General features: G+C 63.2%; 22 protein-coding genes. 20 read left to right on the top strand and 2 right to left on the bottom strand.

The annotated features are described in order from the left end of the window. The 14 genes from PQR32_RS40190 to cysM form a co-directional block, all read left to right on the top strand. A partial coding sequence (locus PQR32_RS40190) for a prephenate dehydratase (RefSeq protein WP_408240877.1) occupies positions 1 to 410 on the top strand: 410 nt, incomplete at its 5' end. 79 nt (positions 411 to 489) lie between these two features. Continuing rightward, on the top strand, positions 490 to 1,602 hold the full coding sequence (gene hisC / locus PQR32_RS40185) for a histidinol-phosphate transaminase (RefSeq protein WP_408240874.1): 1,113 nt from the start codon (positions 490 to 492) through the stop codon (positions 1,600 to 1,602). 52 nt (positions 1,603 to 1,654) lie between these two features. Continuing rightward, positions 1,655 to 2,596, top strand: a complete 942-nt coding sequence (locus PQR32_RS40180) for a prephenate dehydrogenase (protein ID WP_408240871.1) — start codon at positions 1,655 to 1,657, stop codon at positions 2,594 to 2,596. A gap of 19 nt (positions 2,597 to 2,615) precedes the next feature. Further along, positions 2,616 to 3,920, top strand: a complete 1,305-nt coding sequence (gene aroA / locus PQR32_RS40175; RefSeq protein WP_408240868.1) for a 3-phosphoshikimate 1-carboxyvinyltransferase — start codon at positions 2,616 to 2,618, stop codon at positions 3,918 to 3,920. 35 nt (positions 3,921 to 3,955) lie between these two features. Then, a complete protein-coding gene (gene cmk / locus PQR32_RS40170; protein ID WP_408240865.1) occupies positions 3,956 to 4,642 on the top strand; it encodes a (d)CMP kinase in 687 nt (228 codons plus the stop codon). 165 nt (positions 4,643 to 4,807) lie between these two features. After that, positions 4,808 to 6,541 carry a 30S ribosomal protein S1 gene (gene rpsA / locus PQR32_RS40165; protein WP_106283263.1) on the top strand — a complete coding sequence of 578 codons (1,734 nt, stop codon included), beginning with the start codon at positions 4,808 to 4,810 and terminating at the stop codon, positions 6,539 to 6,541. Positions 6,542 to 6,562: 21 nt separating this feature from the next. After that, positions 6,563 to 6,886 carry an integration host factor subunit beta gene (locus tag PQR32_RS40160; RefSeq protein ID WP_012433973.1) on the top strand — a complete coding sequence of 108 codons (324 nt, stop codon included), beginning with the start codon at positions 6,563 to 6,565 and terminating at the stop codon, positions 6,884 to 6,886. A 499-nt stretch (positions 6,887 to 7,385) separates the two neighbouring features. Further along, entirely contained in the window at positions 7,386 to 7,679 is a 294-nt protein-coding gene (locus PQR32_RS40155) for a LapA family protein (RefSeq protein ID WP_408240862.1), read from the top strand. 68 nt (positions 7,680 to 7,747) lie between these two features. After that, positions 7,748 to 8,923 carry a lipopolysaccharide assembly protein LapB gene (lapB, locus tag PQR32_RS40150; RefSeq protein WP_408240859.1) on the top strand — a complete coding sequence of 392 codons (1,176 nt, stop codon included), beginning with the start codon at positions 7,748 to 7,750 and terminating at the stop codon, positions 8,921 to 8,923. A gap of 149 nt (positions 8,924 to 9,072) precedes the next feature. Beyond that, positions 9,073 to 10,476 (top strand): UDP-glucose dehydrogenase family protein, encoded by a 1,404-nt coding sequence (locus PQR32_RS40145; protein ID WP_408240856.1) that lies wholly within the window; start codon positions 9,073 to 9,075, stop codon positions 10,474 to 10,476. After that, positions 10,442 to 11,449 (top strand): D-glycero-beta-D-manno-heptose-7-phosphate kinase, encoded by a 1,008-nt coding sequence (gene rfaE1, locus PQR32_RS40140; RefSeq protein ID WP_408240853.1) that lies wholly within the window; start codon positions 10,442 to 10,444, stop codon positions 11,447 to 11,449. The genes PQR32_RS40145 and rfaE1 overlap by 35 nt, the downstream gene beginning before the upstream one ends. A gap of 142 nt (positions 11,450 to 11,591) precedes the next feature. Continuing rightward, positions 11,592 to 12,584, top strand: a complete 993-nt coding sequence (gene rfaD / locus PQR32_RS40135; protein ID WP_106283259.1) for an ADP-glyceromanno-heptose 6-epimerase — start codon at positions 11,592 to 11,594, stop codon at positions 12,582 to 12,584. A 77-nt stretch (positions 12,585 to 12,661) separates the two neighbouring features. Beyond that, positions 12,662 to 13,027 carry a ComEA family DNA-binding protein gene (locus PQR32_RS40130; protein ID WP_408240850.1) on the top strand — a complete coding sequence of 122 codons (366 nt, stop codon included), beginning with the start codon at positions 12,662 to 12,664 and terminating at the stop codon, positions 13,025 to 13,027. Positions 13,028 to 13,299: 272 nt separating this feature from the next. Beyond that, the gene (gene cysM, locus PQR32_RS40125) at positions 13,300 to 14,202 is read left to right on the top strand and encodes a cysteine synthase CysM (protein ID WP_408240847.1); all 903 of its coding nucleotides are present in this window, start codon (positions 13,300 to 13,302) and stop codon (positions 14,200 to 14,202) included. 103 nt (positions 14,203 to 14,305) lie between these two features. On the opposite strand, the gene mltB is transcribed toward cysM, so the two are convergent. Next, positions 14,306 to 15,454: a lytic murein transglycosylase B gene (mltB, locus tag PQR32_RS40120; RefSeq protein WP_408240880.1), complete on the bottom strand. Its 1,149-nt coding sequence runs from the start codon at positions 15,452 to 15,454 to the stop codon at positions 14,306 to 14,308. A gap of 293 nt (positions 15,455 to 15,747) precedes the next feature. On the opposite strand from mltB, the gene PQR32_RS40115 reads away from it, so the two are divergent. Continuing rightward, positions 15,748 to 16,671: a histone deacetylase family protein gene (locus PQR32_RS40115; protein ID WP_408240844.1), complete on the top strand. Its 924-nt coding sequence runs from the start codon at positions 15,748 to 15,750 to the stop codon at positions 16,669 to 16,671. Between the two features lie 66 nt (positions 16,672 to 16,737). After that, a complete protein-coding gene (locus tag PQR32_RS40110) occupies positions 16,738 to 17,547 on the top strand; it encodes an enoyl-CoA hydratase (protein ID WP_408240841.1) in 810 nt (269 codons plus the stop codon). A gap of 11 nt (positions 17,548 to 17,558) precedes the next feature. Here the strand turns inward: PQR32_RS40110 and PQR32_RS40105 are convergent, their stop codons facing one another. Next, complete coding sequence (locus PQR32_RS40105) at positions 17,559 to 18,464, bottom strand: alpha/beta hydrolase (protein WP_408240838.1); 906 nt, start codon at positions 18,462 to 18,464, stop codon at positions 17,559 to 17,561. Between the two features lie 242 nt (positions 18,465 to 18,706). Between PQR32_RS40105 and PQR32_RS40100 the strand changes: the two genes are divergently transcribed. The 4 genes from PQR32_RS40100 to PQR32_RS40085 all read left to right on the top strand — a co-directional run bounded on the left by PQR32_RS40100 (position 18,707) and on the right by PQR32_RS40085 (position 22,202). Beyond that, positions 18,707 to 19,741, top strand: coding sequence for a methionine ABC transporter ATP-binding protein (locus tag PQR32_RS40100; RefSeq protein WP_091800121.1), 1,035 nt, complete (start codon positions 18,707 to 18,709; stop codon positions 19,739 to 19,741). Beyond that, positions 19,731 to 20,384 carry a methionine ABC transporter permease gene (locus PQR32_RS40095; RefSeq protein ID WP_310814260.1) on the top strand — a complete coding sequence of 218 codons (654 nt, stop codon included), beginning with the start codon at positions 19,731 to 19,733 and terminating at the stop codon, positions 20,382 to 20,384. Before PQR32_RS40100 ends, PQR32_RS40095 begins: the two co-directional genes overlap by 11 nt. Positions 20,385 to 20,417: 33 nt before the next feature. Continuing rightward, positions 20,418 to 21,215, top strand: coding sequence for a MetQ/NlpA family ABC transporter substrate-binding protein (locus PQR32_RS40090; protein ID WP_408240834.1), 798 nt, complete (start codon positions 20,418 to 20,420; stop codon positions 21,213 to 21,215). Between the two features lie 237 nt (positions 21,216 to 21,452). Then, positions 21,453 to 22,202, top strand: a complete 750-nt coding sequence (locus PQR32_RS40085; RefSeq protein WP_408240831.1) for an electron transfer flavoprotein subunit beta/FixA family protein — start codon at positions 21,453 to 21,455, stop codon at positions 22,200 to 22,202. The last annotated feature ends 32 nt before the right edge of the window (positions 22,203 to 22,234 follow it).

Here is a 22,234-nt window from a genome sequence, read left to right as displayed (position 1 = left end):
GGGGGGGGGTGGCGCCGGGGGGGGGGGGGTCGGCGGGGGTGGCGGCGGCGACCCATTACGGCCTGCAAGTGGCCTATGCGCTGATCCAGGACGATCCGCACAACCGCACGCGCTTCGTGATGATCGGCAAGCAGCCGGCCGGCCCGAGCGGTTACGACCAGACGTCGCTGATCGTGTCGGTCGTGAACGAACCGGGCGCGATGGTCAAGCTGCTGGAGCCGCTGGCGCGTCACAGCGTGTCCATGACCCGCTTCGAATCGCGCCCGGCGCGCGTTGGCACGTGGGAGTACTACTTCTACATCGACGTCGAAGGCCATCGCGACGATCCGGCGGTCGCCGCCGCGCTCACCGAACTCGGCGAGAAGGCAGCGTTCCTGAAGATTCTGGGCTCGTATCCGCGCGCCCGTTGATGACAGTCAAGCGGCGGCCCGTGGTGTCCACGCCACGGCCGCCGCGCATTCAATTATTCATAGTCGTTCGGAGATTCTCATGACAGCGTCTTTCGGTCCTTCCTACGTGCGCGCCATTGCGCCTTACATCGCAGGCAAACCGATTTCAGAAGTGGCCCGCGAGTTCGGTCTGGACGAAGCGACCATCGTGAAACTCGCGTCGAACGAAAATCCGCTCGGCATGCCGGAGTCGGCGCAGCGCGCCATGGCGCAGGCCTCCAGCGAACTGGGCCGCTACCCGGACGCGAACGCGTTCGAGTTGAAGGCGGCGCTGAGCGAGCGCTACGGCGTGCCGGCCGACTGGGTCACGCTCGGCAACGGCAGTAACGACATCCTCGAAATCGCCGCGCATGCTTTTGTGGAAAAGGGCCAGTCGATCGTCTATGCACAGTACTCGTTCGCGGTTTACGCGTTGGCCACGCAAGGCCTGGGCGCGCGCGCGATCGTCGTGCCAGCCGTCAATTACGGTCACGACCTGGACGCGATGCTCGCGGCCATCACGGACGACACGCGCCTGATTTTCGTCGCCAACCCGAACAACCCGACCGGCACGTTCATCGAAGGCCCGAAGCTCGAGGCGTTTCTCGACAAGGTCCCGCGCAACGTGGCCGTCGTGCTCGACGAGGCGTACACGGAATATCTGCCGGAAGAGAAGCGCTACGATTCGATCGCGTGGGTGCGCCGCTACCCGAATCTGCTGGTGTCGCGCACGTTTTCGAAGGCATTCGGCCTCGCCGGTTTGCGCGTGGGTTTCGCGATCGCGCAGCCTGAGCTGACCGATTTGCTGAATCGTCTGCGTCAGCCGTTCAACGTGAACACGCTCGCGCAAGCTGCGGCGATCGCCGCGCTGAACGACAAGGCGTTTCTGGAAAAGAGCGCGGCGTTGAACGCGCAAGGCTATCGCCGTCTGACCGAAGCGTTCGACAAGCTCGGCCTGGAGTATGTGCCGTCGAATGGCAATTTCGTGCTGGTGCGTGTCGGCAACGACGACGCGGCCGGCAACCGCGTCAATCTCGAGTTGCTGAAGCAGGGCGTGATCGTGCGTCCGGTCGGCAACTATGGTTTGCCGCAATGGCTGCGCATCACGATCGGCCTGCCGGAAGAAAACGAAGCATTCATCGCGGCGCTCGAAAAGACGCTCGCCACCGCGTAAGCGGTAACCCTTGACCCGCGCGTCTCGTCGGCATGAAAGGCGCGCTTTATCTGTGACCGACGTGGCCGCGTTTTCATTTAACAAGCTGGTAATTTTCGGTGTCGGCCTGATCGGCGGATCGCTCGCGCGCGCGTTGCGCGAGCGGGGTGAGACCGAGGGCGCGCGCAAGGTGATCGGTGTGGGGCGTTCGTCCGCGTCGACCGAGCGTGGTTTGGCACTGGGTGTGATCGACGGCTCGGCGGCGTTGAACGACGACGCTTCACTGCGTGAAGCGCTATCCGGCGCCGACTTTGTGCTGCTGGCCGCGCCCGTCGCGCAGACGCAGCCGCTGCTCGAGCGCATCGCGCCGTTTCTCGATGCCGCCACGATCGTCACCGACGCCGGCAGCACCAAGTCGGACGTGGTCGCCGCCGCCCGCGCGGCGCTTGGCGCGCGCATCGGCCAATTCGTGCCTGGGCATCCGATTGCCGGCCGCGAGGCAAGCGGCGTGGAAGCAGCCTTGCCCGACCTTTATGTGGGCCGCAATGTAGTGTTGTGCCCACTGCCTGAGAATGCGCCGGCCGACGTGGAGCGCGTGGCGGCGATGTGGCGCGCCACCGGCGCGCTCGTGCGCAACATGGCGCCCGAGCAGCACGACCGCGTGTTCGCGTCGGTCAGCCATTTGCCGCACGTGCTCTCGTTCGCGCTGGTCGAGCAGATTCTCAATTCGCCCGACGCCGCGCTGAAATTCTCGTTCGCCGCCGGCGGTTTCCGCGACTTCACGCGGATCGCCGCGTCGAGCCCGGAAATGTGGCGCGACGTGTGCGTTGCCAACCGCGTCGCGCTGCTCGACGAACTCGACGCCTACACGGCAGTGCTCGCGCGCCTGCGCGCGGCCATAGAAGCCGCCGACGGCGCCGCCCTCGAAGCCGTGTTCGCGCGCTCGCGCGTGGCGCGCACCGAATGGCAGGAACAGCGCGCTGCCGGCGTCGCCAATAGCGACGCGTCGAAATAACCGGAAACTGGACTTAATCATGGAATTCCTCGATCTCGGACCGTTTTCCCGCGCGTCCGGCACGATTCGTCTGCCCGGCTCGAAGAGCATTTCGAACCGGGTGCTGCTGCTTGCGGCGCTTGCCGAAGGCGAAACGACGATCACGAACCTGCTCGACTCCGACGACACCCGCGTGATGCTCGACGCGCTCGAAAAGCTCGGCGTGCGTCTGAGGCGCGACGGCGACACCTGCGTCGTGACCGGCACGCGCGGCGCGTTCACGGCGCGCACGGCCGATCTGTTTCTCGGCAACGCCGGCACGGCGGTGCGTCCCCTGACGGCGGCGCTGGCGGTCAACGGCGGCGACTATCGCATTCACGGCGTGCCGCGCATGCACGAACGGCCGATCGGCGATCTGGTCGACGGCCTGCGCCAGCTCGGCGCGAAGATCGACTATGAAGAGAACGAAGGCTATCCGCCGCTGCGGATCCGCCCGGCGCAGATTTCCGCCGAGGCGCCGATTCGCGTGCGCGGCGACGTGTCGAGCCAGTTCCTGACCTCGCTGCTCATGACGCTGCCGCTTTTGCGCACCGAAAGCGGTGTGAGCACCGTGCAGGTGGATGGCGAACTGATCTCGAAGCCGTACATCGAGATCACCATCAAGCTGATGGAGCGCTTCGGCATCAAGGTTGAACGCAACGGCTGGCATCAGTTCGTCGTGCCGGCTGGGCAACGCTATCAGTCGCCGGGCACGATCATGGTGGAGGGCGACGCGTCGTCCGCTTCGTATTTTCTCGCGGCCGGCGCGCTCGGTGGCGGGCCGCTGAAAGTGGAGGGCGTTGGCCGGGCAAGCATCCAGGGCGACGTCGGCTTTGCCGATGCGCTCATCAAGATGGGCGCGAACCTGCAGATGGGCGACGACTGGATCGAAGTGCGCGGCGTCGGCCACGACAACGGCAAGCTCGAGCCGATCGACATGGACTGCAACCTGATTCCCGACGCCGCGATGACGATCGCCGTCGCCGCGCTGTTCGCGGACGGCGCGACCACGCTGCGCAATATCGCCAGCTGGCGCGTGAAGGAAACCGACCGGCTCGCCGCGATGGCAACGGAGCTGCGCAAGGTCGGCGCCAAGGTGCAGGAAGGCGAGGACTTCCTCGTCATCGAACCGCCTGAAAAGCTGACGCCGAACGCCGCTATCGACACCTACGACGATCACCGCATGGCCATGTGCTTTTCGCTGGTGAGCCTCGGCGGCGTGCCGGTGCGCATCAACGACCCGAAGTGCGTCGGCAAGACATTTCCCGATTATTTCGAGCGCTTTACGGCGCTCGCTCAACCCTGATTCGACCCCGAATCGACTGACGTGCGACTTTTTCGATGAAACCGACCCGTCCCTTTCACCAGACGCCCGTCATTACGATCGACGGCCCGAGTGCCTCCGGCAAAGGCACCGTGGCCGCGCTGGTTGCCGCGAGCCTCGGCTTCCACTTGCTGGATAGCGGCGCGCTGTACCGTCTCGCCGCGCTTGCCAGCCTGCGCTACAACATCGAGGCGGGCGACGCCGACGCCCTTGCAAAACTGATCGACGACCTGCACATCACGTTTCGCGAGGGACTGGCGCAGCTCGACGGCGTCGACGTGTCGGCCGAGATTCGCGCCGAGGAAGTCGGCGGCCGCGCCTCGGCGATCGCTGTGCACGCGCCGGTGCGCACCGCGCTAGTGGCGCGCCAGCGGGCCTTCCGTAAGGAACCGGGACTGGTCGCCGACGGCCGCGACATGGGCACCGTGATCTTTCAGGACGCCGTGCTGAAGGTGTTCATGACCGCCAGCGTCGAGGCCCGCGCGGCGCGCCGGCATAAGCAATTGATCCAAAAAGGATTTTCTGCTAATATAGATGACTTGCTCCGGGATTTGCGTGAGCGCGATGAGCGTGACAGTCAGCGCGCAGCCGCGCCACTCAAGCCCGCAGCGGATGCAAAGCTGCTTGATACCTCCGCATTGTCGGTCGACCAGGCTGTCGAGCAAGTGGTGCAGTGGTATGAAGCTTTAGTCCCGCATGCCTGATGAAAGTACGCCTTGTGCTTCAGGTGTGGGCGCAGTAGAAGTCCGTTGTCAGTAGGTGCTTCGCGATCGTCGCGAAGCGTTGTGTTTAACCCTTTAACCCCGCGTGGCATTCGCTTTCTTGGCCGTTGTTGCTGACCGTCCGGCCAGCCTGGCACCGCGAGCACCATGCAAATTTTGATTTTTATGTCCGACCTGCAAACCTCTACCCCGAATACCGAATCTTTTGCGGCTCTGTTCGAAGAGTCGCTGACCAAGCAAGACATGCGCGCCGGCGAAGTGATCTCCGCCGAAGTCGTGCGTGTTGACCACAACTTCGTGGTCGTCAACGCTGGTCTCAAGTCCGAAGCCTACATCCCGCTCGAAGAGTTCCTGAACGACGCGGGCGAGGTAGAAGTGCAGGCGGGCGACTTCGTTTCCGTCGCGATCGACGCGCTGGAAAACGGCTATGGCGACACGATCCTGTCGCGCGACAAGGCGAAGCGCCTCGCTTCGTGGCTGTCGCTGGAAAAGGCTCTCGACAACAACGAACTCGTGACCGGCACGATCACGGGCAAGGTCAAGGGCGGCATGACCGTCATGGTCAACGGCATCCGCGCGTTCCTGCCGGGTTCGCTCGTCGACACGCGTCCGGTCAAGGACACGACCCCGTACGAAGGCAAGACGCTGGAATTCCGCGTCATCAAGCTCGACCGCAAGCGTAACAACGTCGTGCTGTCGCGCCGTGCCGTGATCGAAGCGACCCAAGGCGAAGAGCGGGCAAAGCTGCTCGAAACGCTGAAGGAAGGCGCGATCGTGGAAGGCGTGGTGAAGAACATCACCGATTACGGCGCGTTCGTGGACCTCGGCGGTATCGACGGCCTGCTGCACATCACCGACATCGCATGGCGTCGTGTGCGTCACCCGAGCGAAGTGCTGTCGGTTGGCCAGGAAGTCACCGCGAAGATCCTCAAGTTCGATCAAGAGAAGAACCGCGTTTCGCTGGGCATCAAGCAACTGGGCGACGATCCGTGGGAAGGCATCTCGCGCCGTTACCCGTCGGGCACGCGTCTGTTCGGTAAGGTCACCAACATCACCGACTACGGCGCATTCGTCGAAGTCGAATCGGGCATCGAAGGCCTGGTTCACGTGTCGGAAATGGACTGGACGAACAAGAACGTTGCACCGTCGAAAGTTGTGCAACTGGGCGACGAAGTCGAAGTCATGGTTCTCGAAATCGACGAAGATCGCCGCCGTATCAGCCTCGGCATGAAGCAATGCAAGCCGAACCCGTGGGACGACTTCAGCCGCAACTTCAAGAAGGGCGACAAGCTGCAAGGCGCAATCAAGTCGATCACCGACTTCGGCGTCTTCATCGGTCTGCCGGGCGGCATCGACGGTCTGGTTCACCTGTCGGACCTGTCGTGGAGCGAAACGGGCGAAGAAGCAGTTCGCAAGTACAAGAAGGGCGACGAAGTGGAAGCGATCGTTCTCGGCATCGACGTCGAGAAGGAACGCATTTCGCTGGGCATCAAGCAGCTCGAAGGCGACCCGTTCAGCAATTTCGTTGCCATGAACGACAAGGGTTCGATCGTCGACGGCGTGGTCAAGACGGTGGACGCGAAGGGTGCAGTGGTTCAGCTGTCGACGGAAGTCGAAGGCTACCTGCGTGCTTCGGAAATCGCACAAGACCGCGTGGAAGATGCTCGCAACGTGCTGAAGGAAGGCGACAAGGTCAACGCGATGATCATCAACATCGATCGCAAGTCGCGTGGCATCAACCTGTCGATCAAGGCCAAGGATTCGGCTGAGCAACAGGAAGCGATCCGCGGCCTGGCTTCGTCGGACTCGAGCTCGGCTGCCACCGGCACGACGAACCTCGGCGCGCTGCTGAAGGCCAAGCTCGACGGCCAGAACCAGTAAGCCTGAGGGGTCTGCTGCAGTATGACCAAATCGGAATTGGTCGCCCAGCTGGCTGCGCGATTTCCGCAACTTGTCCTTAAAGATGCGGATTTCGCGGTGAAGACGATGCTTGATGCGATGTCGGAGGCACTTGCCAACGGTCATCGCATCGAAATTCGCGGCTTCGGCAGCTTCGGCCTTAACCGCCGTCCTTCCCGCGTCGGACGTAATCCGAAGTCGGGCGAGAAGGTGTTGGTACCTGAGAAGTACGTACCGCACTTCAAGCCGGGCAAGGAATTGCGCGAGCGGGTAGATCGTCGCGCGGGTGAGCCGTTGAAGGCCGAAGAGCCGGATGACGACCTGTAAATGCTTCGCTGTGCTGTTTGCAGCGTGGCATTGGTAGCGTCTGCGGCCAAAGCCAGTCGGCAAAAGACCAGAAAAAGCGCCTTCGGGCGCTTTTTTTTCGCCTGTATGTTTGGCGTTCTGCGCTGCGGCGTTTTCATCCGAGGTCGACGCGTGGCTGCAAGGGTGGCGCGCGAGCACGCCCACAGGCCGGCGCAGGCAAGCACGGCCAAGCACGGCCCACAGCACGTCGCCATGATGACCCGCATGCATCCACCAGAGCTGCCCGCAAGCACGCAGACCACCGCGCCGCGCAAACAAATCGGCGAATGCTGGCCCACCCCCGCGCTCGCCGACCATCCACTGAAAACAAACAACCCGCCATAACCCCGCCAATCCCCCACTTCCTGCCCAGCCGCGAGGGCTTCAATTACAATACGGGTCACTTCGGCGCGGGCAACACCGTGGCGCGACGCGTCATCAAGCCGGCGTCACCCCGCAACTGCCGTCAAGAGACCTATTCATGAAATTTATCGTCTGGCTGATCCGTGTGCTGGTGTTTGTGCTGCTGCTGGTGCTGGCGCTCTCCAATACACAACCTGCTACGCTGAATTTCCTCGCCGGCTATGCATGGTCGGCGCCGTTGATCCTGATCGGCCTCGCGTTCTTCGTCGTGGGGCTGCTGGCCGGGCTGGTGTCGTCGATGCCGGCCATGCTGCGCTTGCGCATGGAAATTGGCCGGCTTAAGCGCGAGTTGCGGGTGGCGCGCGAAACCCCGGTCGTGGTCGAACAACCGCCCATGCCGCCGTTGATCTGAATTTCTTGCGCCGCGCATCGTGAGCGCGGCTTTCCGTCTTCGCTTTCCCGCACATTTGCATTAATCGCATGGATCTAGACTTCTGGTGGCTGCTTGTCATACCCGTCGCGTTCGCGTTCGGCTGGATGGCTGCGCGCTACGACCTCAAGACGCTGCTGTCCGAAAGCGCCAACCTGCCGCGCTCGTATTTCCGCGGCCTCAACTTCCTGCTCAACGAGCAGCCGGACCAGGCGATCGATGCGTTCATCGAAGTGGTCAAGCTCGATCCGGAAACGGTCGAGTTGCACTTCGCGCTGGGCAATCTGTTCCGTCGCCGCGGTGAAACGGACCGCGCAATCCGCGTGCATCAGAATCTATTGAGCCGCGCCGACCTGCCGGTCACCGAGCGCGATCACGCGCTCTACGAGTTGGGCCAAGACTTCTTGAAGGCGGGTCTGCTCGATCGCGCGGAGGAAACGTTCCGCTCGCTCGAAACCGGCGACTACGCGTTGGGCGCGCAGCGCGCGCTTCTCACCATCTACGAAATCGAGAAGGACTGGGTCAAGTCCATCGACACTGCGCGTCATCTGGAAACGATGGGCGCGGAATCGCTCGACAAGGAAATTGCGCAGTTCCACTGCGAACTCGCCCAGGAAGCGCTACAACAGAAGAGGCCGGACGAAGCCCGCCGCCAGCTCGGCTTCGCGCTGAAGGCGAACCCGACCAACGTGCGCGCCACGATCCTGTTCGGCGACGTCGACGCGGCCGGCGGCGCGCAGGATGCGGCCATCGCCCAATGGCGTCGGGTGGAGGAGCAGAATCCCGCCTATCTGCCGCTGGTCGCGGAAAAGCTGATGAAGGCCTACGAGGCGCTCGGCCGTCCGCAAGAGGGCGCCGATCTGCTCACCACGTGGGTGGACCGCTATCCGACCAACGATCTGCTCGATGTTGCCTATCAACACGTCGCATCGCTACGCGGACCTGACGCCGCCCATGCGCTGGCGCGCTCGCAAATGCAGAAGTCGCCGAATCTGGCGGGCATGACGCGGCTGCTCGAGGCGCAGGAAGCCGTCGCGGAAGAACCAAGGCGCAGCGAACTCGAACTGATGCGCACACTGATCCGCCAGCGCACCAAAAATCTGCCGCGGTATACGTGCCAGAATTGCGGTTTCAGGGCGCGGCTTTTCTACTGGCAGTGCCCGGGTTGCAGCGGCTGGGAAACCTATGCGCCGCGTCGCGTCGAGCCGATCACCGCATCGAACTGACGCTATGGCGGCCACACCGGCTCCGGCCGTGCGGCTTGGCCGTCGCCGGGCGCAGCAGGGCAAGTGCCATGTGCGGACGCCTGTCGCAACATGTTCATGACCGGCGTCATCGCCGGCAATCATCACCGGAACCCTCTACCGGAAAGCGTATGAAAATCACCATTATCGGCACGGGCTATGTGGGTCTTGTCACTGGCGCGTGTCTCGCCGAGATCGGTCACGACGTTTTCTGTCTCGACGTCGATCCGCGCAAGATCGAAATCCTCAACAACGGCGGTGTGCCCATTCACGAGCCCGGTTTGCAGGAGATGATCGCCCGCACGCGCGCGGCGCGCCGCATCACGTTTTCCACGGACGTCGAAGCCAGCGTCGCGCACGGCGACGTGCAGTTCATCGCCGTCGGCACGCCGCCGGACGAAGACGGTTCGGCCGATCTGCAATACGTGCTCGAAGCGGCCCGCAACATCGGCCGCACGATGAACGGCTTCAAGGTGATCGTCGACAAGTCGACGGTGCCGGTCGGCACCGCGCAGCGCGTACGCACGGTGGTCGAAGAAGAACTGGCTAAACGCGGGCTCGCCGCCAGCGCGCAACATCGCTTCTCGGTGGTGTCCAACCCCGAGTTCCTGAAGGAAGGCGCGGCGGTCGACGACTTCATGCGCCCCGACCGCATCGTGATCGGCATCGACGAAGACGAACCCGGCATGCGCGCGCGCGAATTGATGAAGCGTCTGTACGCGCCGTTCAACCGCAATCACGAACGCACGCTGTACATGGATGTGCGCTCGGCCGAATTCACGAAGTACGCCGCAAATGCGATGCTCGCCACGCGCATCTCGTTCATGAACGAGATGTCGAATCTGGCGGACCGCGTCGGCGCGGATATCGAAGCCGTGCGCCGCGGCATCGGCTCCGACCCGCGGATCGGCTATCACTTCCTGTACGCCGGTTGCGGCTACGGCGGCTCGTGCTTCCCGAAAGACGTGCAGGCGCTGATCCGCACGGCCAGCGAAAGCGGCCACAATCTGCGCATCCTCGAAGCGGTCGAGGAAGTGAATCACAAGCAGAAAGACGTGCTGGTGCACAAGATCACGGACAAGCTCGGCGACGATCTGAGCGGCCGCACGTTCGCCGTGTGGGGCCTCGCGTTCAAGCCGAACACCGACGATATGCGCGAGGCGCCGAGCCGTCGCCTGATCGCGGAACTGCTGGCGCGCGGCGCCCAGGTGCGCGCGTACGATCCGGTCGCGGTGACCGAAGCGCGTCGCGTGTTCGCCATCGACCTGCACGACGCACCGGACCAGTTCGCGCGTCTCACCTTCACGACCACGCAGGACGAAACGCTCACCGGCGCCGACGCCCTCGTGATCGTGACCGAATGGAAAGAATTCAAGAGCCCGGATTTCGTGCATCTGAAATCGGTGCTGAAGTCGCCCCTGATTTTCGACGGCCGCAACCTGTATGAACCGGACGCGATGACCGAACTCGGCATCGACTACCACTCGATTGGACGCCCTTATGCCCAACCCTCTGAACTTCCGGCCGTTGCCTGAGACCGTGCCGGGCGCCGGGCCGTCCACGCCCGCACCGCAGCTCACCGTCGTGCCGCGCGAACAGCTCGCCGCCGCGCGCGTGCTGGTGGTGGGCGACGTCATGCTCGATCGCTACTGGTTCGGCGACGTCAACCGCATTTCGCCAGAAGCGCCGGTGCCGGTCGTGCACGTGCAGCGTCAGGAAGACCGCCTCGGCGGCGCGGCGAACGTTGCGCGCAATGCGGTCGCGCTCGGCGCGCAAGCCGGCTTGCTTTGCGTGGTCGGCCATGACGAACCCGGCGAGCGCATCGTGCAACTGCTCGACGAAAGCGGCGTGAAGCCGCATCTCGAACGCGATCCGGCGCTTCTCACCACGATCAAGCTGCGTGTGCTGTCGCGCCAGCAGCAGTTGCTGCGCGTCGACTTCGAAAACTCGCCGGCGCACGAGGTGCTGCTCGCGGGTCTCGCGCGGTTCGACGAATTGCTGCCGTCGCACGACGTGATTCTGATGTCCGACTACGCGAAGGGCGGCCTGACCCACGTCACGCAGATGATCGCGAAGGCGCATGCGGCGGGCAAGCCGGTGCTGGTCGATCCGAAGGGCGACGACTGGGAACGCTATCGCGGCGCCACGCTGATCACGCCGAACCGCGCCGAGTTGCGCGAGGTGGTCGGCCAGTGGAAATCGGAAGAAGATTTGATCGCCCGCGTGACGAAACTGCGCACCGATCTGCAGTTCAAGGCGCTGCTGCTGACGCGTTCGGAAGAGGGCATGACGCTCTTCTCGGACGAGGGCATCCTGCACGCGTCGGCGGTTGCGCGCGAAGTGTATGATGTCTCGGGCGCGGGTGACACCGTGATCGCCACGCTCGCCGCCATGCTCGGCGCGGGTCTCACGCTGGTCGAGGCGGTCGGGCTCGCGAATCGCGCGGCCGGCATCGTGGTCGGCAAACTCGGCACCGCCACTGTCGACTACGACGAACTTTTTCATTGACGCTAACCGCCGGGTCTCTTGCTGTGCGCCCCGAAGCGGCGTGTGAAAGAGATCCGCGGGGCGTCGACTGAACCTGTCGATTGGAGAGAGCGCTTGAGCACTTGCTCCGATCCCATGCAAAGCTCTTTACCGCAGGCTCATCATGACCCTCATCGTCACCGGCGCGGCCGGTTTTATCGGCAGCAATCTCGTGAAGGCGCTCAACGAGCGCGGTGAACAACGCATCATCGCCGTGGACAACCTCACGCGCGCCGACAAGTTCAAGAACCTCGTCGACTGCGAGATCGACGACTACCTCGACAAGACCGAGTTCGTCGAACGCTTCAAGCGTGGCGACTTCGGCAAGGTGCGCGCGATTTTCCACGAAGGCGCCTGTTCGGACACGATGGAAACCGACGGCCGGTACATGATGGACAACAACTTCCGCTACAGCCGCGACGTGCTCGATGTCTGCCTCGCGCAGAACATCCAGTTCCTGTACGCGTCCTCGGCGGCGACGTACGGCGGGTCGAGCCGTTTCGTCGAAGAGCGCGAAGTCGAGCAGCCGCTGAATGTGTACGGTTACTCGAAGTTCCTGTTCGATCAGGTGATCCGCCGCGTGCTGCCCACCGCGAAGAGCCAGATTGCCGGCTTCCGTTACTTCAACGTCTACGGGCCGCGCGAAACGCATAAGGCGCGCATGGCGTCGGTGGCGTTTCATAACTTCAACCAGTTCCGCGCGGAAGGCAAGGTCAAGCTGTTCGGCGAATACAACGGCTACGCCGCGGGCGAGCAGACGCGCGATTTCGTCTCCGTGGAAGACGTGGTGAAGGTCAACCTGTTCTTCTTCGACAATCCGGACAAGTCGGGCATCTTCAATCTGGGCAGCGGGCGCGCGCAACCGTTCAACGACATCGCCAGCACGGTGGTCAACACGCTGCGTTCGCTGAACAACGAACCGGCACTGTCGCTCGCGGATCAGGTGCAGCGCGGGCTGATCGAATACATTCCGTTCCCCGATGCGTTGCGCGGCAAGTACCAGTGCTTCACGCAGGCGGATCAGTCGAAGCTGCGCGCGGCCGGCTACGACGCGCCGTTCCTGAGCGTTCAGGAAGGTGTCGATCGTTACGTGCGTTGGCTATTCGGCCAGGTGTAAATCTTTCGGATCCCTCTTTAAACTGGAATCTCCCGGTTGGTGATGGTCGCCAACCGGTTGTACGAGGGAGATTCCATATGTTTCGAAAAATTCTGGTTACCGCGGCCATGCTCGCCGCTTTTGGCCACGCTTATGCGGCGGTCGACGTCAACACGGCTAATGAGGATGCGCTGCGCGGCATCAAGGGCATCGGCCCTGCCAAAGCGAAAGCCATTCTCGACGAGCGTTCAGCGCATGGTCCGTTCAAGGACCCGGCCGACCTCGGCAAGCGCGTCAAAGGCATGGGCGGGCATACCGTCGAGCGCCTGCAGGCGGAGGGTCTCGCTGTCGGTCCGGCTGGCGCGGCTGCTAACCCGCAGGCTGCGGCGTCTGCACAGACCAAAGGCGCGGCCGTTCCGGCCGCCACGCCCAAGAACAGCGCCACGGTGGCAGTGAAGAAATAGCCTCACGCGGACTTCGCGTGCGGGCCTCGTGACCTGTGCGCGGGGTCCATCCCCGTCGTTCCCTTCATGGTCGGAGTTGGCAGTAACACTCCTTCAGCTGTCATGCAGATGACTGGCTCCCGCGGTTCTCAGCCGCGGGCTTTTTGCGTTGCGGGCGCTCACGTACGCTCGCCTGCATCCATGCGGGCAGAAGGGCCGCACGGCAGCCGCGGGCACGGTGGTTTAGAATTGATAGATTGAAGACTCCGCGCATCGACAGCATCCGAACCGATATGGCTTACAAAACGATTGAAGACACGATCGGCAATACGCCGCTCGTACAACTCGTCCGGCTCCCTGACGACGAGATCCGCAGCCGCAATAACGTGATTCTTGCGAAGCTCGAGGGCAACAATCCGGCAGGCTCGGTGAAGGATCGCCCGGCGTTGTCGATGATCAAGAAAGCGGAAGCGCGTGGGCGCATCAAGCCGGGCGACACGCTGATCGAATCGACCAGCGGCAATACGGGCATCGCGCTCGCCATGGCGGCGGCGGTCCGTGGCTACAAGATGGTCTTGATCATGCCGGAAGATCTATCGGTGGAACGCCGTCAGAGCATGGCCGCGTATGGCGCGCAGATCGTGCTCACGCCCGTCACGGGTGGCATGGAGTACGCACGCGATCTCGCTGAGCAGATGCAGCGCGAAGGCAAGGGCATCATCCTCGATCAGTTCGCCAACCCGGACAACCCGGCCTCGCACGTCGAGGGCACGGGCCCGGAAATCTGGCGCGACACGGAAGGGCGCATTACCCACTTCGTGTCGTCGATGGGTACGACCGGCACGATCATGGGCGTGTCCACTTATCTGAAAGAACAGAATCAGGCCATCGAGATCATCGGCGCGCAACCCGAAGAGGGTTCGCGTATTCCCGGTATCCGCAAATGGCCGGAAGCGTATCTGCCGAAGATTTTCGATCGCAGCCGCGTCGATCGTGTCGAGAATGTGAGCCAGGCCGCCGCGGAAGCGATGGCGCGCCGCATGGCGTCGGTGGAAGGGATTTTTGCCGGCATCTCGTCGGGCGGCGCGTGCGAAGTGGCGCTGCGCATCGCGCGGCAGGTCGAGAACGCGACGATCGTGTTCATCGTCTGCGATCGCGGCGACCGTTATCTGTCGACCGGTGTGTTTCCCGCATAAACGCGTCGCTTAAGTCTCACTCGCTAACGCAAAAGCGCCGGTTCGAGACCGGCGCTTTTTCATTTCATCGATTCGCGAGGCGCACGCGGCGCACGCATCAAAGTTATTGCGAAGCCGCAACCGGCGGCGCCGCGTTGTTGACGGCGTTCGTCGCGTCGCCGGCTTCCATCTGCGCCTTGACCCGCTGGCCCAACTGATACACCGCGAGCGCGTAGAAGAAACTACGGTTATAGCGCGTCAGCACGTAGAAGTTCTTCAGGCCCAGCATGAACTCGGTGCCACGTCCCGGCGAGGGCAGATCCACCACCGTCACCGGCGTGCCGGCTTCGGAGGCGATATCGACGTCCGGTTCGTTCAGCAGCAAGCCTGCGCGCAGCAATTGACTAAGCGGCCAGTGCGGCTCCGGCTGGCCGTCGGCGGCAGCTTGCGCGACGCCCAGGCTGCCGGCGTCCGAGCCGATCTTCCACACCACCGGCCGGCCGTTTTCCCAACCGTTCTGACGCAGATAATTCGCCACGCTGCCGATCGCGTCCGCCTGGCTCGTGCGCAGGTCGATCTGTTTGTTGCCGTCGTAGCTCACCGCGTATTGCACGATGCTGCTCGGCAGGAACTGCGGAATGCCGATCGCGCCGGTGTACGAGCCGAGCACCGTGGTCGGGTCGATCTGCGAGTCGCGCGTCCACACCAGGTAGTCTTCGAGATTCTTGCGGAAGGTCGCCTGGCGATCCGCGCGATTGGCGGTATTCGGATAGTCGAAGCTGAGCGTGGTCAGCGCGTCGAGCACGCGGAAGTTGCCCATGAAGCGCCCATAAATCGTCTCCACGCCGATGATGCCGACGATCACTTCCGGCGGCACGCCGAACTCTTCATAGGCGCGTTGCAGCGTGGCCTGATTCGCGCGCCAGAAGCGCACGCCGGCATTGATGCGGACCTGGTCGAGAAAGCGCGACTGATACACGCGCCAGTTCTTGACCGACGGCGAAGGCGACGGCGTCACGAGCTTGACCGCGGTCGCCGAATAGCTCACGCCGGCAAAGAGTGAGTGCAGCGTGGATTCGTCGAAGTCGTAGCGCGCGACCATGTCGTTGATGAACGCATTGACATCGGCATTGTTCGCGTAGCGCTGCGGGATGATCTCTTCTTCAAACGTTTGCCCTTGCGGCACCGCGGGTTGCGGTTGGCTTTGCGCGAGCAGAACCGGCGGTTTCTTGCCGGCGCTTTGCGCGATCGCCGGACTGGTTGCCATGAACATGCACGATGCGACGGACAGTGCGACGGCCATGGTTCTGTTGCGTAGCCGGTTTCGTGCAGACAGAGCAAGCTTGACGGTCATAGTGAGCTAAAGGCGCGTGGCGCAGGAGACAAGGGAAGACGGGAAAAACCGATCGGGGCAGTATACCCGACGCCTCTGCGCAAAACTGTGCCTGACGCGTCACAGCCGCATCGTGTGGTAACTTGATGCATGTTGGCGCGCCGCGGGCGCGCGCCCCTGGATGGAGACATGCCGCGCGCGCCTCGAAGGCGCGACGCCGCAGAAAGAGAATCATGGCAACAGGCTTCTATTCCCACGCCGACTGTCTGCTGCACGATATGGGGCAATGGCATCCCGAATGCCCCGCGCGTCTGCAGGCTATCGAAGATCAGTTGATCGCGAGCCGCATCGACTCGCTGATCGAGCGCGAGTCGCCACCGCTCGCCGACGATGCCGCGCTGTTGCGCGTGCATACGCAAGCTCACGTCGATTACATTCGCAGCCGCTCGCCCGCTGAAGGCATGGCCGAAATCGATCCCGATACGACGATGAATCCGCATAGTTTGCAAGCCGCGTTGCGCGCGGCGGGCGCTGCGGTCGCCGCGACCGATGCGGTGATCGAAGGCCGTTACGACAACGCCTTCTGCAGCGTGCGCCCGCCCGGCCACCATGCGGAACCGGCGCGCGCCATGGGCTTCTGCTTCTTCAACAACGTCGCGATCGCCGCGCGTCATGCGCTCGAAGTGCACGGCCTGCAGCGTGTCGCGATCATCGACTTCGACGTGCATCACGGCAACGGCACCGAGGCGGCCTTCTCGGGCGATTCACGCGTGCTGATGTGCAGCATCTTCCAGCATCCGTTCTATCCGTTCACTGGCGCCGACAACCAGGCGCCCAATATGTGCAACGTGCCGATGCCGGCGCGCTCGAAAGGCATGGCGGTGCGCGAGGCGGTGGACATGCTGTGGCTGCCGCGCCTGCACGATTTCAAGCCGGAGATGCTGTTCATCTCGGCCGGCTTCGACGCGCATCGCGAGGACGACCTCGGTAACATGGGCCTCGTCGAAGACGATTACGCCTGGATTACCGATCAGATGCGCGAGATCGCGAAGCGTTATGCGCATGGACGGATCGTCAGTTGTCTCGAAGGCGGGTACAACCTGTCCGCGCTGGGGCGCAGCGTGGTCGCCCACGTGCGCTCGCTGGCTGGGATCTGAGCCGCTAAGCCGATAAGCCGCTGTGTCGCGCGGCGCCATCCACTCAATACGCATTAGGAGCGAGCCATGAACGCCGATGCGCGCAACGCTTCACTGGTCGAGATCGAACACGGCGCGTACGGCGTGCCGGGCATCGTGCGCTTGACGATGAACCGGCCCGACGCCTTCAACGCGCTCTCCGAAGCCTTGCTCGACGACCTGCTGGCCGCACTGAGCGAAATCGGGCGCTCGGATGCTCGCGTGGTCGTGATCGCCGGCGCAGGCCGGGCGTTCTGCGCGGGACACGATCTCAAGGAAATGCGCGTGGCGCCTTCGTTGGCTTACTACCAAGCTCTGTTCGCCCGCTGTACGAAGCTCATGATGGTGATCCAGCGCTTGCCGCAACCGGTGATCGCGCGCGTGCAAGGCATTGCCACGGCGGCTGGCTGTCAGATCGTCGCGATGTGCGATCTGGCTGTCGCTGCCGACACGGCGCGGTTTGCCGTTTCGGGCGTGAACCTCGGGCTCTTTTGCGCGACGCCTTCCGTGCCGCTGTCGCGCAATCTCTCGCGCAAAGCGGCGCTCGAAATGCTGCTCACGGGCAATTTCATCGACGCCGGCGAGGCGAAGCAGCAGGGTCTCGTGAATCGCGTGGTGCCGGCGGACGCGCTCGACGCGGAACTCGCCCAACTCGCCACGAGCATTTGCGCGAAACCCGTCGAAGCCGTGAGCGCCGGCAAAGGCCTCTTCTATCGTCAGTTGGAGATGGGTATCGAAGCGGCCTACCAGCTTGCCGGCCAGACCATGGCCTGCAACATGATGGACGAATCAGCGCTCGAAGGCGTGCAGGCTTTCATCGACAAACGGCCGCCCGACTGGAAGCGCGATCCGAGCTAACCGCGCGTTGCTCAGGCTCTAATCACCAGCCGTTTTTCAATCCACTCGATCAAGGCGCCGATCACCCGATCGCGGTCGATGTCGTTCATCGTCTCGTGATAGCTGCCTTCGTGCAACGTGAGTGTCTTATCCGGCGAACCCGCGTGCCGGCCGAACTCGCGGCTGCCTTCAGGTTCGGTGAGCTTGTCGGCAGTGCCGTGATAAACCAGCAGCGGTACCCGCAGGCCAGCGCGGCCGCGCTCGATGCGCGCCATCGCCAGCAACAGTTCCGCGCCGGTGCGCGCGGGAATCGCACCATGATGCACGAGCGGATCGTTGCGATTGGCGTTCACCACGGGCTGAAGGCGCGAGAGCAAAGCCGCGTCGATTTTCATCGCCGGGAAGCTCGGGTAGAGACGGCTGATCACCTGGCTTAGCTTGAGCATCCAGCGCGGCACGTCGCGGCCGGGCGCGAGCGCCGGGCTCGACAGGATCAGGCCGTTCAGGCGCCGGCCGCTCGCTTCGAGGCGCTCGATCGCATACAGCGCGGCCACGGCGCCGCCCATGCTGTGGCCCATCAGGAAGAGCGGAGCGCAACTTTGCGCCGCGGCGTCGAGCAAGGCTTGCGCGTCCAGCAGATAGTCGTCGAAGCGCTTTACGTACGACCGCTTGCCGGGCGCGTGGCCGTGGCCGCGCAGATCGATCGCCACCAGTTCGATGCCGGCGGCATTGAACCGCGCGGCCAGCGCCGCATAGCGGCCGGCGTGCTCGGCGAGTCCGTGGAGCAGTGCGACCGTGGCGCGCGGCGGCGTGGCGGCGGGCCAGCGGTATAGCGGCAATTCCACGCCGTCGGCGGTCGTGACCGATGCACGCTGAGGCTCGCCGGCGTTGCCGTTGCCCGCGACGGACCGCACGTTGCTGCTTTGAGATGTCTCCATGACCGCGCGCTTATCCCTGATTTGGCTCCGCCCGATCATAGTCGTAGCGGCGATGCGCGCGCGAGCATCTCGCCCGGAGCAAGCCTCTAATGCTTTCAGGTTATGAAAAGATCGTAATTGATTATTAAAGGGAATGACGACGCTGCGGTAGAATTGCGGGCTCAAATCCCAATAAAAGCAACGGCGGCTGCTTGTCGGGAGCACACAACGCTCGCTGACAGACTCCGCCGTTTCGTTTTTCCATGATCGAAATACGCAATATCTCCCAGCGGTTCGCCGGGCCCCGGGGCTGGGTCGAGGCGCTGCACAACGTCAATCTGTCGATTCCGGCGGGCGAGGTGTTCGGCATCATCGGCCGCAGCGGCGCGGGCAAGAGTACGCTCGTGCGCACCCTCAACCTGCTGACGCGGCCGAGCGAAGGCAATATCGTCGTCAACGGCCGCGATCTGACGACGCTGCCCGCCGCGCAATTGCGCGAGGCGCGCCGCGAGATCGGCATGATCTTCCAGCACTTCAATTTGCTGTCGTCGCGAACGGTCTACGAGAACGTCGCGTTGCCGCTCGAACTCGCCGGCATGAAGCGCGACGAAATCGAGGCGAACGTGCTGCCGCTGCTCGATCTGGTTGGCCTGTCGGCGCAGAAGGACCGGTATCCGGCGCAGATCAGCGGCGGCCAGAAGCAGCGCGTCGGCATCGCGCGCGCGCTCGCGAGCAAGCCGAAAGTGCTGCTCTCCGACGAAGCGACCTCCGCGCTCGATCCCGAAACCACGCGCGCGATTCTCGACCTGCTCAAGCGCATCAATCGCGAACTGAACCTGACGATCGTGCTGATCACGCACCAGATGGACGTGATCAAGCAGGTCTGTGACCGGGTCGCCGTGCTGGACGCAGGCCGTGTGGTCGAAGAAGGCAAGGTCATCGACGTGTTCCTGCAACCGCATCACGAAGTCACGCGCGCCTTGATCGGCGACGTGATCGCGCAGGAGCTGCCGCCCGCCATGAAGGCGCGCGTCGCGGAACGGCTCAAGACCGGCAGCGGCCACTTGCTGCGGCTCGCGTTCACCGGCTCGGGCGTCGATCAGCCGATCCTGTCGGAAACGATTCGCCGCTACGAACTCGACTTCAACATCTTGCACGGCCAGATCGACGAGATCCAGGGGCAGGCGTTCGGCTCGCTCGCGGTGCTCGCGGGCGGCGAACCGGCGAAGGTGGCGCAGGCGCTGACGTATCTGCGTGAACAGGGCGTGGTGGTGGAGGAGTTGTCGTATGTTGAGTGAAATGTTCGATATGTTCGTCCAGTCGTTCTGGGAAACGCTCGTCATGGTGGGCATTTCCGGACTGGTCGGCGCTTTGGTCGGTTTGCCGCTCGGCGTGCTGTTGTATCTCACGGATCGCCAGGGCGTGCTGCAGAACGTTGCCGTGAATCGCGTGATGGGCGTCATTGTGAATGCGGTGCGCTCGACGCCTTTCATCATCCTGCTGGTAGCCGTGATTCCGTTCACGCGCCTCGTGGTGGGTTCGTCGATCGGCACGGCCGCCGCCGTCGTGCCGCTGACGATCGCCGCCGCGCCGTTCATCGCGCGTCTGGTCGAGACCGCGCTGCGCGAAGTGGATCGCGGCTTGATCGAAGCGGCGCAAGCGATGGGCGCGACTACCAGCCAGATCGTCTTCAAGGTGTTGTTGCCGGAATCGCTGCCGGGCGTGGTCGCCGGCCTGACGATCACTTTCGTCTCGCTGGTCGGCTATTCGGCGATGGCCGGTGCGATCGGCGGCGGCGGTCTTGGCGATCTCGGCATTCGCTACGGGTATCAGCGTTTCCTGCCGGAAGTGATGTTGACGGTCGTGGTGATTCTGATCGTCTTCGTGCAGTTGGTGCAGTCGTTCGGGGATTGGCTCGTGCGTCGGTTGAGCCATAAGTAAAACAACAATTTCGATAGGTTTGGAAGGTCCATCATGCAACGTCGTTTCATTCTCAAGCTGGCTGCCGCGCTCGGCGCCGCATCGCTGTTCGCCGCCAATGCGGCTCACGCTGAAGACACGATCAAGGTCGGCGTCACCGGCGGTCCGCACGCGCAGATCATGGAAGTCGTGAAGACGGTCGCGGCGAAGAACGGTCTGAACATCAAGATTGTCGAATTCTCCGACTACGTGCAGCCGAACGCCGCGCTCGCCGGCGGCGATCTGGACGCGAACAGCTACCAGCACGACCCGTATCTGCAGGCGCAGGTAAAAGACCGCGGCTACAAGCTGATCCGTATCGCGGACACGGTCACCTACCCGATGGGCATCTATTCGAAGAAAGTGAAGACGCTCGCCGAACTGCAGCCGGGCGCGAAGATCGCTGTGCCGAATGATCCGACCAACGGCGGCCGCGCGCTTCTGTTGCTGCAAAAGCAGGGTCTGCTGAAATTGCGTGCCGACGCGGGCCTGAAGGCGACGCCGCTCGACATCGTCGACAACCCGAAGAAGCTGAAGATCGTCGAACTCGATGCCGCGCAGATTCCGCGCTCGTTGAACGACGTGGACGCCGCTGCGATCAACACGAACTTCGCGATGGAAGCGGGTCTGAAGCCCAAGCAGGACGCCATCGCGATGGAAGACCCGAAAGGCCCGTACGTGAACGTCATCGCAATTCGCGAAGCTGACAGGAACAAGCCGTGGGTCGCCAAGCTGGTCGCGGCGTATCATTCGCCGGAAGTGAAGCAGTTCGTCGAAAGCAAATTCGGCGGGTCGGTCATCGCCGCGTGGTGAGCCGGCGGCCTGCAGAGCAAGCAAAACACGACGGCAATGCAAAATTAGAGTCGTAAGTCTTAACCCGGGGTTGTCGCCCGGGTTTTTTCGAGATTAAAATAGAACGATCGTTCGATATTGCCGTCACGCCGCTGAGGAGCGATATCCTCCAGCTAAAGCACCCGCGACCGGGCTGCCATGAGGGCAGTCGTTATAATGTTCGTTGGGTTGACGTATTCGTAACTTTGGAGCGTGTGCATGAAAATCCTGGTGCCAGTCAAAAGAGTGGTCGATTACAACGTGAAAGTTCGAGTCAAGTCGGACGGCACGGGCGTCGACATCGCGAACGTGAAGATGTCGATGAATCCGTTCGATGAAATCGCGGTTGAGGAAGCGGTGCGTCTGAAGGAAGCGGGCGTGGCGACGGAAGTGATCGCTGTGTCGGCGGGTGTCACGCAATCGCAGGAAACGCTGCGCACGGCGCTGGCGATTGGCGCGGATCGCGCGATTCTGATCGAGTCTTCGCAAGAACTGCAGCCGTTGGCCGTGGCCAAATTGCTGAAGGCGTTGGTCGACAAGGAACAGCCTTCGCTGGTCATCCTTGGCAAGCAGGCCATCGACGACGATTCGAACCAGACTGGTCAGATGCTCGCTGCACTGGCTAATCTGCCGCAAGCAACGTTCGCCTCGAAGGTTGTGGTCGCTGACGGCAAGGCAACGGTGTCGCGTGAAGTCGACGGCGGCGCGGAAACGCTGTCGTTGACGCTGCCGGCCGTGATCACGACCGACCTGCGCCTGAACGAGCCGCGCTACGTCACGCTGCCGAACATCATGAAGGCGAAGAAGAAGCCGCTGGAAGTCCTCAAGCCGGAAGATCTGGGTGTCGATGTCACGCCGCGCCTGAAGACGCTGAAGGTTGTCGAGCCGCCGAAGCGCTCCGCCGGTGTGAAGGTGCCGGATGTGAAGACGCTGGTCGAGAAGCTGAAGACCGAAGCCAAGGTGCTGTGAGGGAGACAGAGCAAATGACGAATCTGGTAATT

Source organism: Paraburkholderia dipogonis (genome assembly GCF_046027395.1).
Classification (GTDB): domain Bacteria; phylum Pseudomonadota; class Gammaproteobacteria; order Burkholderiales; family Burkholderiaceae; genus Paraburkholderia; species Paraburkholderia dipogonis_A.
This window is presented reverse-complemented; position numbering and strand designations above follow the sequence as displayed.

Coding starts and splice junctions, on each gene's coding strand:
- PQR32_RS40115 (WP_408240844.1), top strand. CDS start 15,748: ATGGCAACAGGCTTCTATTCCCACGCCGACTGTCTGCTGCACGATATG.
- PQR32_RS40085 (WP_408240831.1), top strand. CDS start 21,453: ATGAAAATCCTGGTGCCAGTCAAAAGAGTGGTCGATTACAACGTGAAA.
- rfaD (WP_106283259.1), top strand. CDS start 11,592: ATGACCCTCATCGTCACCGGCGCGGCCGGTTTTATCGGCAGCAATCTC.
- rpsA (WP_106283263.1), top strand. CDS start 4,808: ATGCAAATTTTGATTTTTATGTCCGACCTGCAAACCTCTACCCCGAAT.
- PQR32_RS40145 (WP_408240856.1), top strand. CDS start 9,073: ATGAAAATCACCATTATCGGCACGGGCTATGTGGGTCTTGTCACTGGC.
- PQR32_RS40130 (WP_408240850.1), top strand. CDS start 12,662: ATGTTTCGAAAAATTCTGGTTACCGCGGCCATGCTCGCCGCTTTTGGC.
- mltB (WP_408240880.1), bottom strand. CDS start 15,454: ATGTTCATGGCAACCAGTCCGGCGATCGCGCAAAGCGCCGGCAAGAAA.
- PQR32_RS40110 (WP_408240841.1), top strand. CDS start 16,738: ATGAACGCCGATGCGCGCAACGCTTCACTGGTCGAGATCGAACACGGC.
- cmk (WP_408240865.1), top strand. CDS start 3,956: ATGAAACCGACCCGTCCCTTTCACCAGACGCCCGTCATTACGATCGAC.
- PQR32_RS40100 (WP_091800121.1), top strand. CDS start 18,707: ATGATCGAAATACGCAATATCTCCCAGCGGTTCGCCGGGCCCCGGGGC.
- PQR32_RS40095 (WP_310814260.1), top strand. CDS start 19,731: ATGTTGAGTGAAATGTTCGATATGTTCGTCCAGTCGTTCTGGGAAACG.
- aroA (WP_408240868.1), top strand. CDS start 2,616: ATGGAATTCCTCGATCTCGGACCGTTTTCCCGCGCGTCCGGCACGATT.
- rfaE1 (WP_408240853.1), top strand. CDS start 10,442: ATGCCCAACCCTCTGAACTTCCGGCCGTTGCCTGAGACCGTGCCGGGC.
- PQR32_RS40090 (WP_408240834.1), top strand. CDS start 20,418: ATGCAACGTCGTTTCATTCTCAAGCTGGCTGCCGCGCTCGGCGCCGCA.
- PQR32_RS40155 (WP_408240862.1), top strand. CDS start 7,386: ATGAAATTTATCGTCTGGCTGATCCGTGTGCTGGTGTTTGTGCTGCTG.
- lapB (WP_408240859.1), top strand. CDS start 7,748: ATGGATCTAGACTTCTGGTGGCTGCTTGTCATACCCGTCGCGTTCGCG.
- cysM (WP_408240847.1), top strand. CDS start 13,300: ATGGCTTACAAAACGATTGAAGACACGATCGGCAATACGCCGCTCGTA.
- PQR32_RS40105 (WP_408240838.1), bottom strand. CDS start 18,464: ATGGAGACATCTCAAAGCAGCAACGTGCGGTCCGTCGCGGGCAACGGC.
- PQR32_RS40160 (WP_012433973.1), top strand. CDS start 6,563: ATGACCAAATCGGAATTGGTCGCCCAGCTGGCTGCGCGATTTCCGCAA.
- hisC (WP_408240874.1), top strand. CDS start 490: ATGACAGCGTCTTTCGGTCCTTCCTACGTGCGCGCCATTGCGCCTTAC.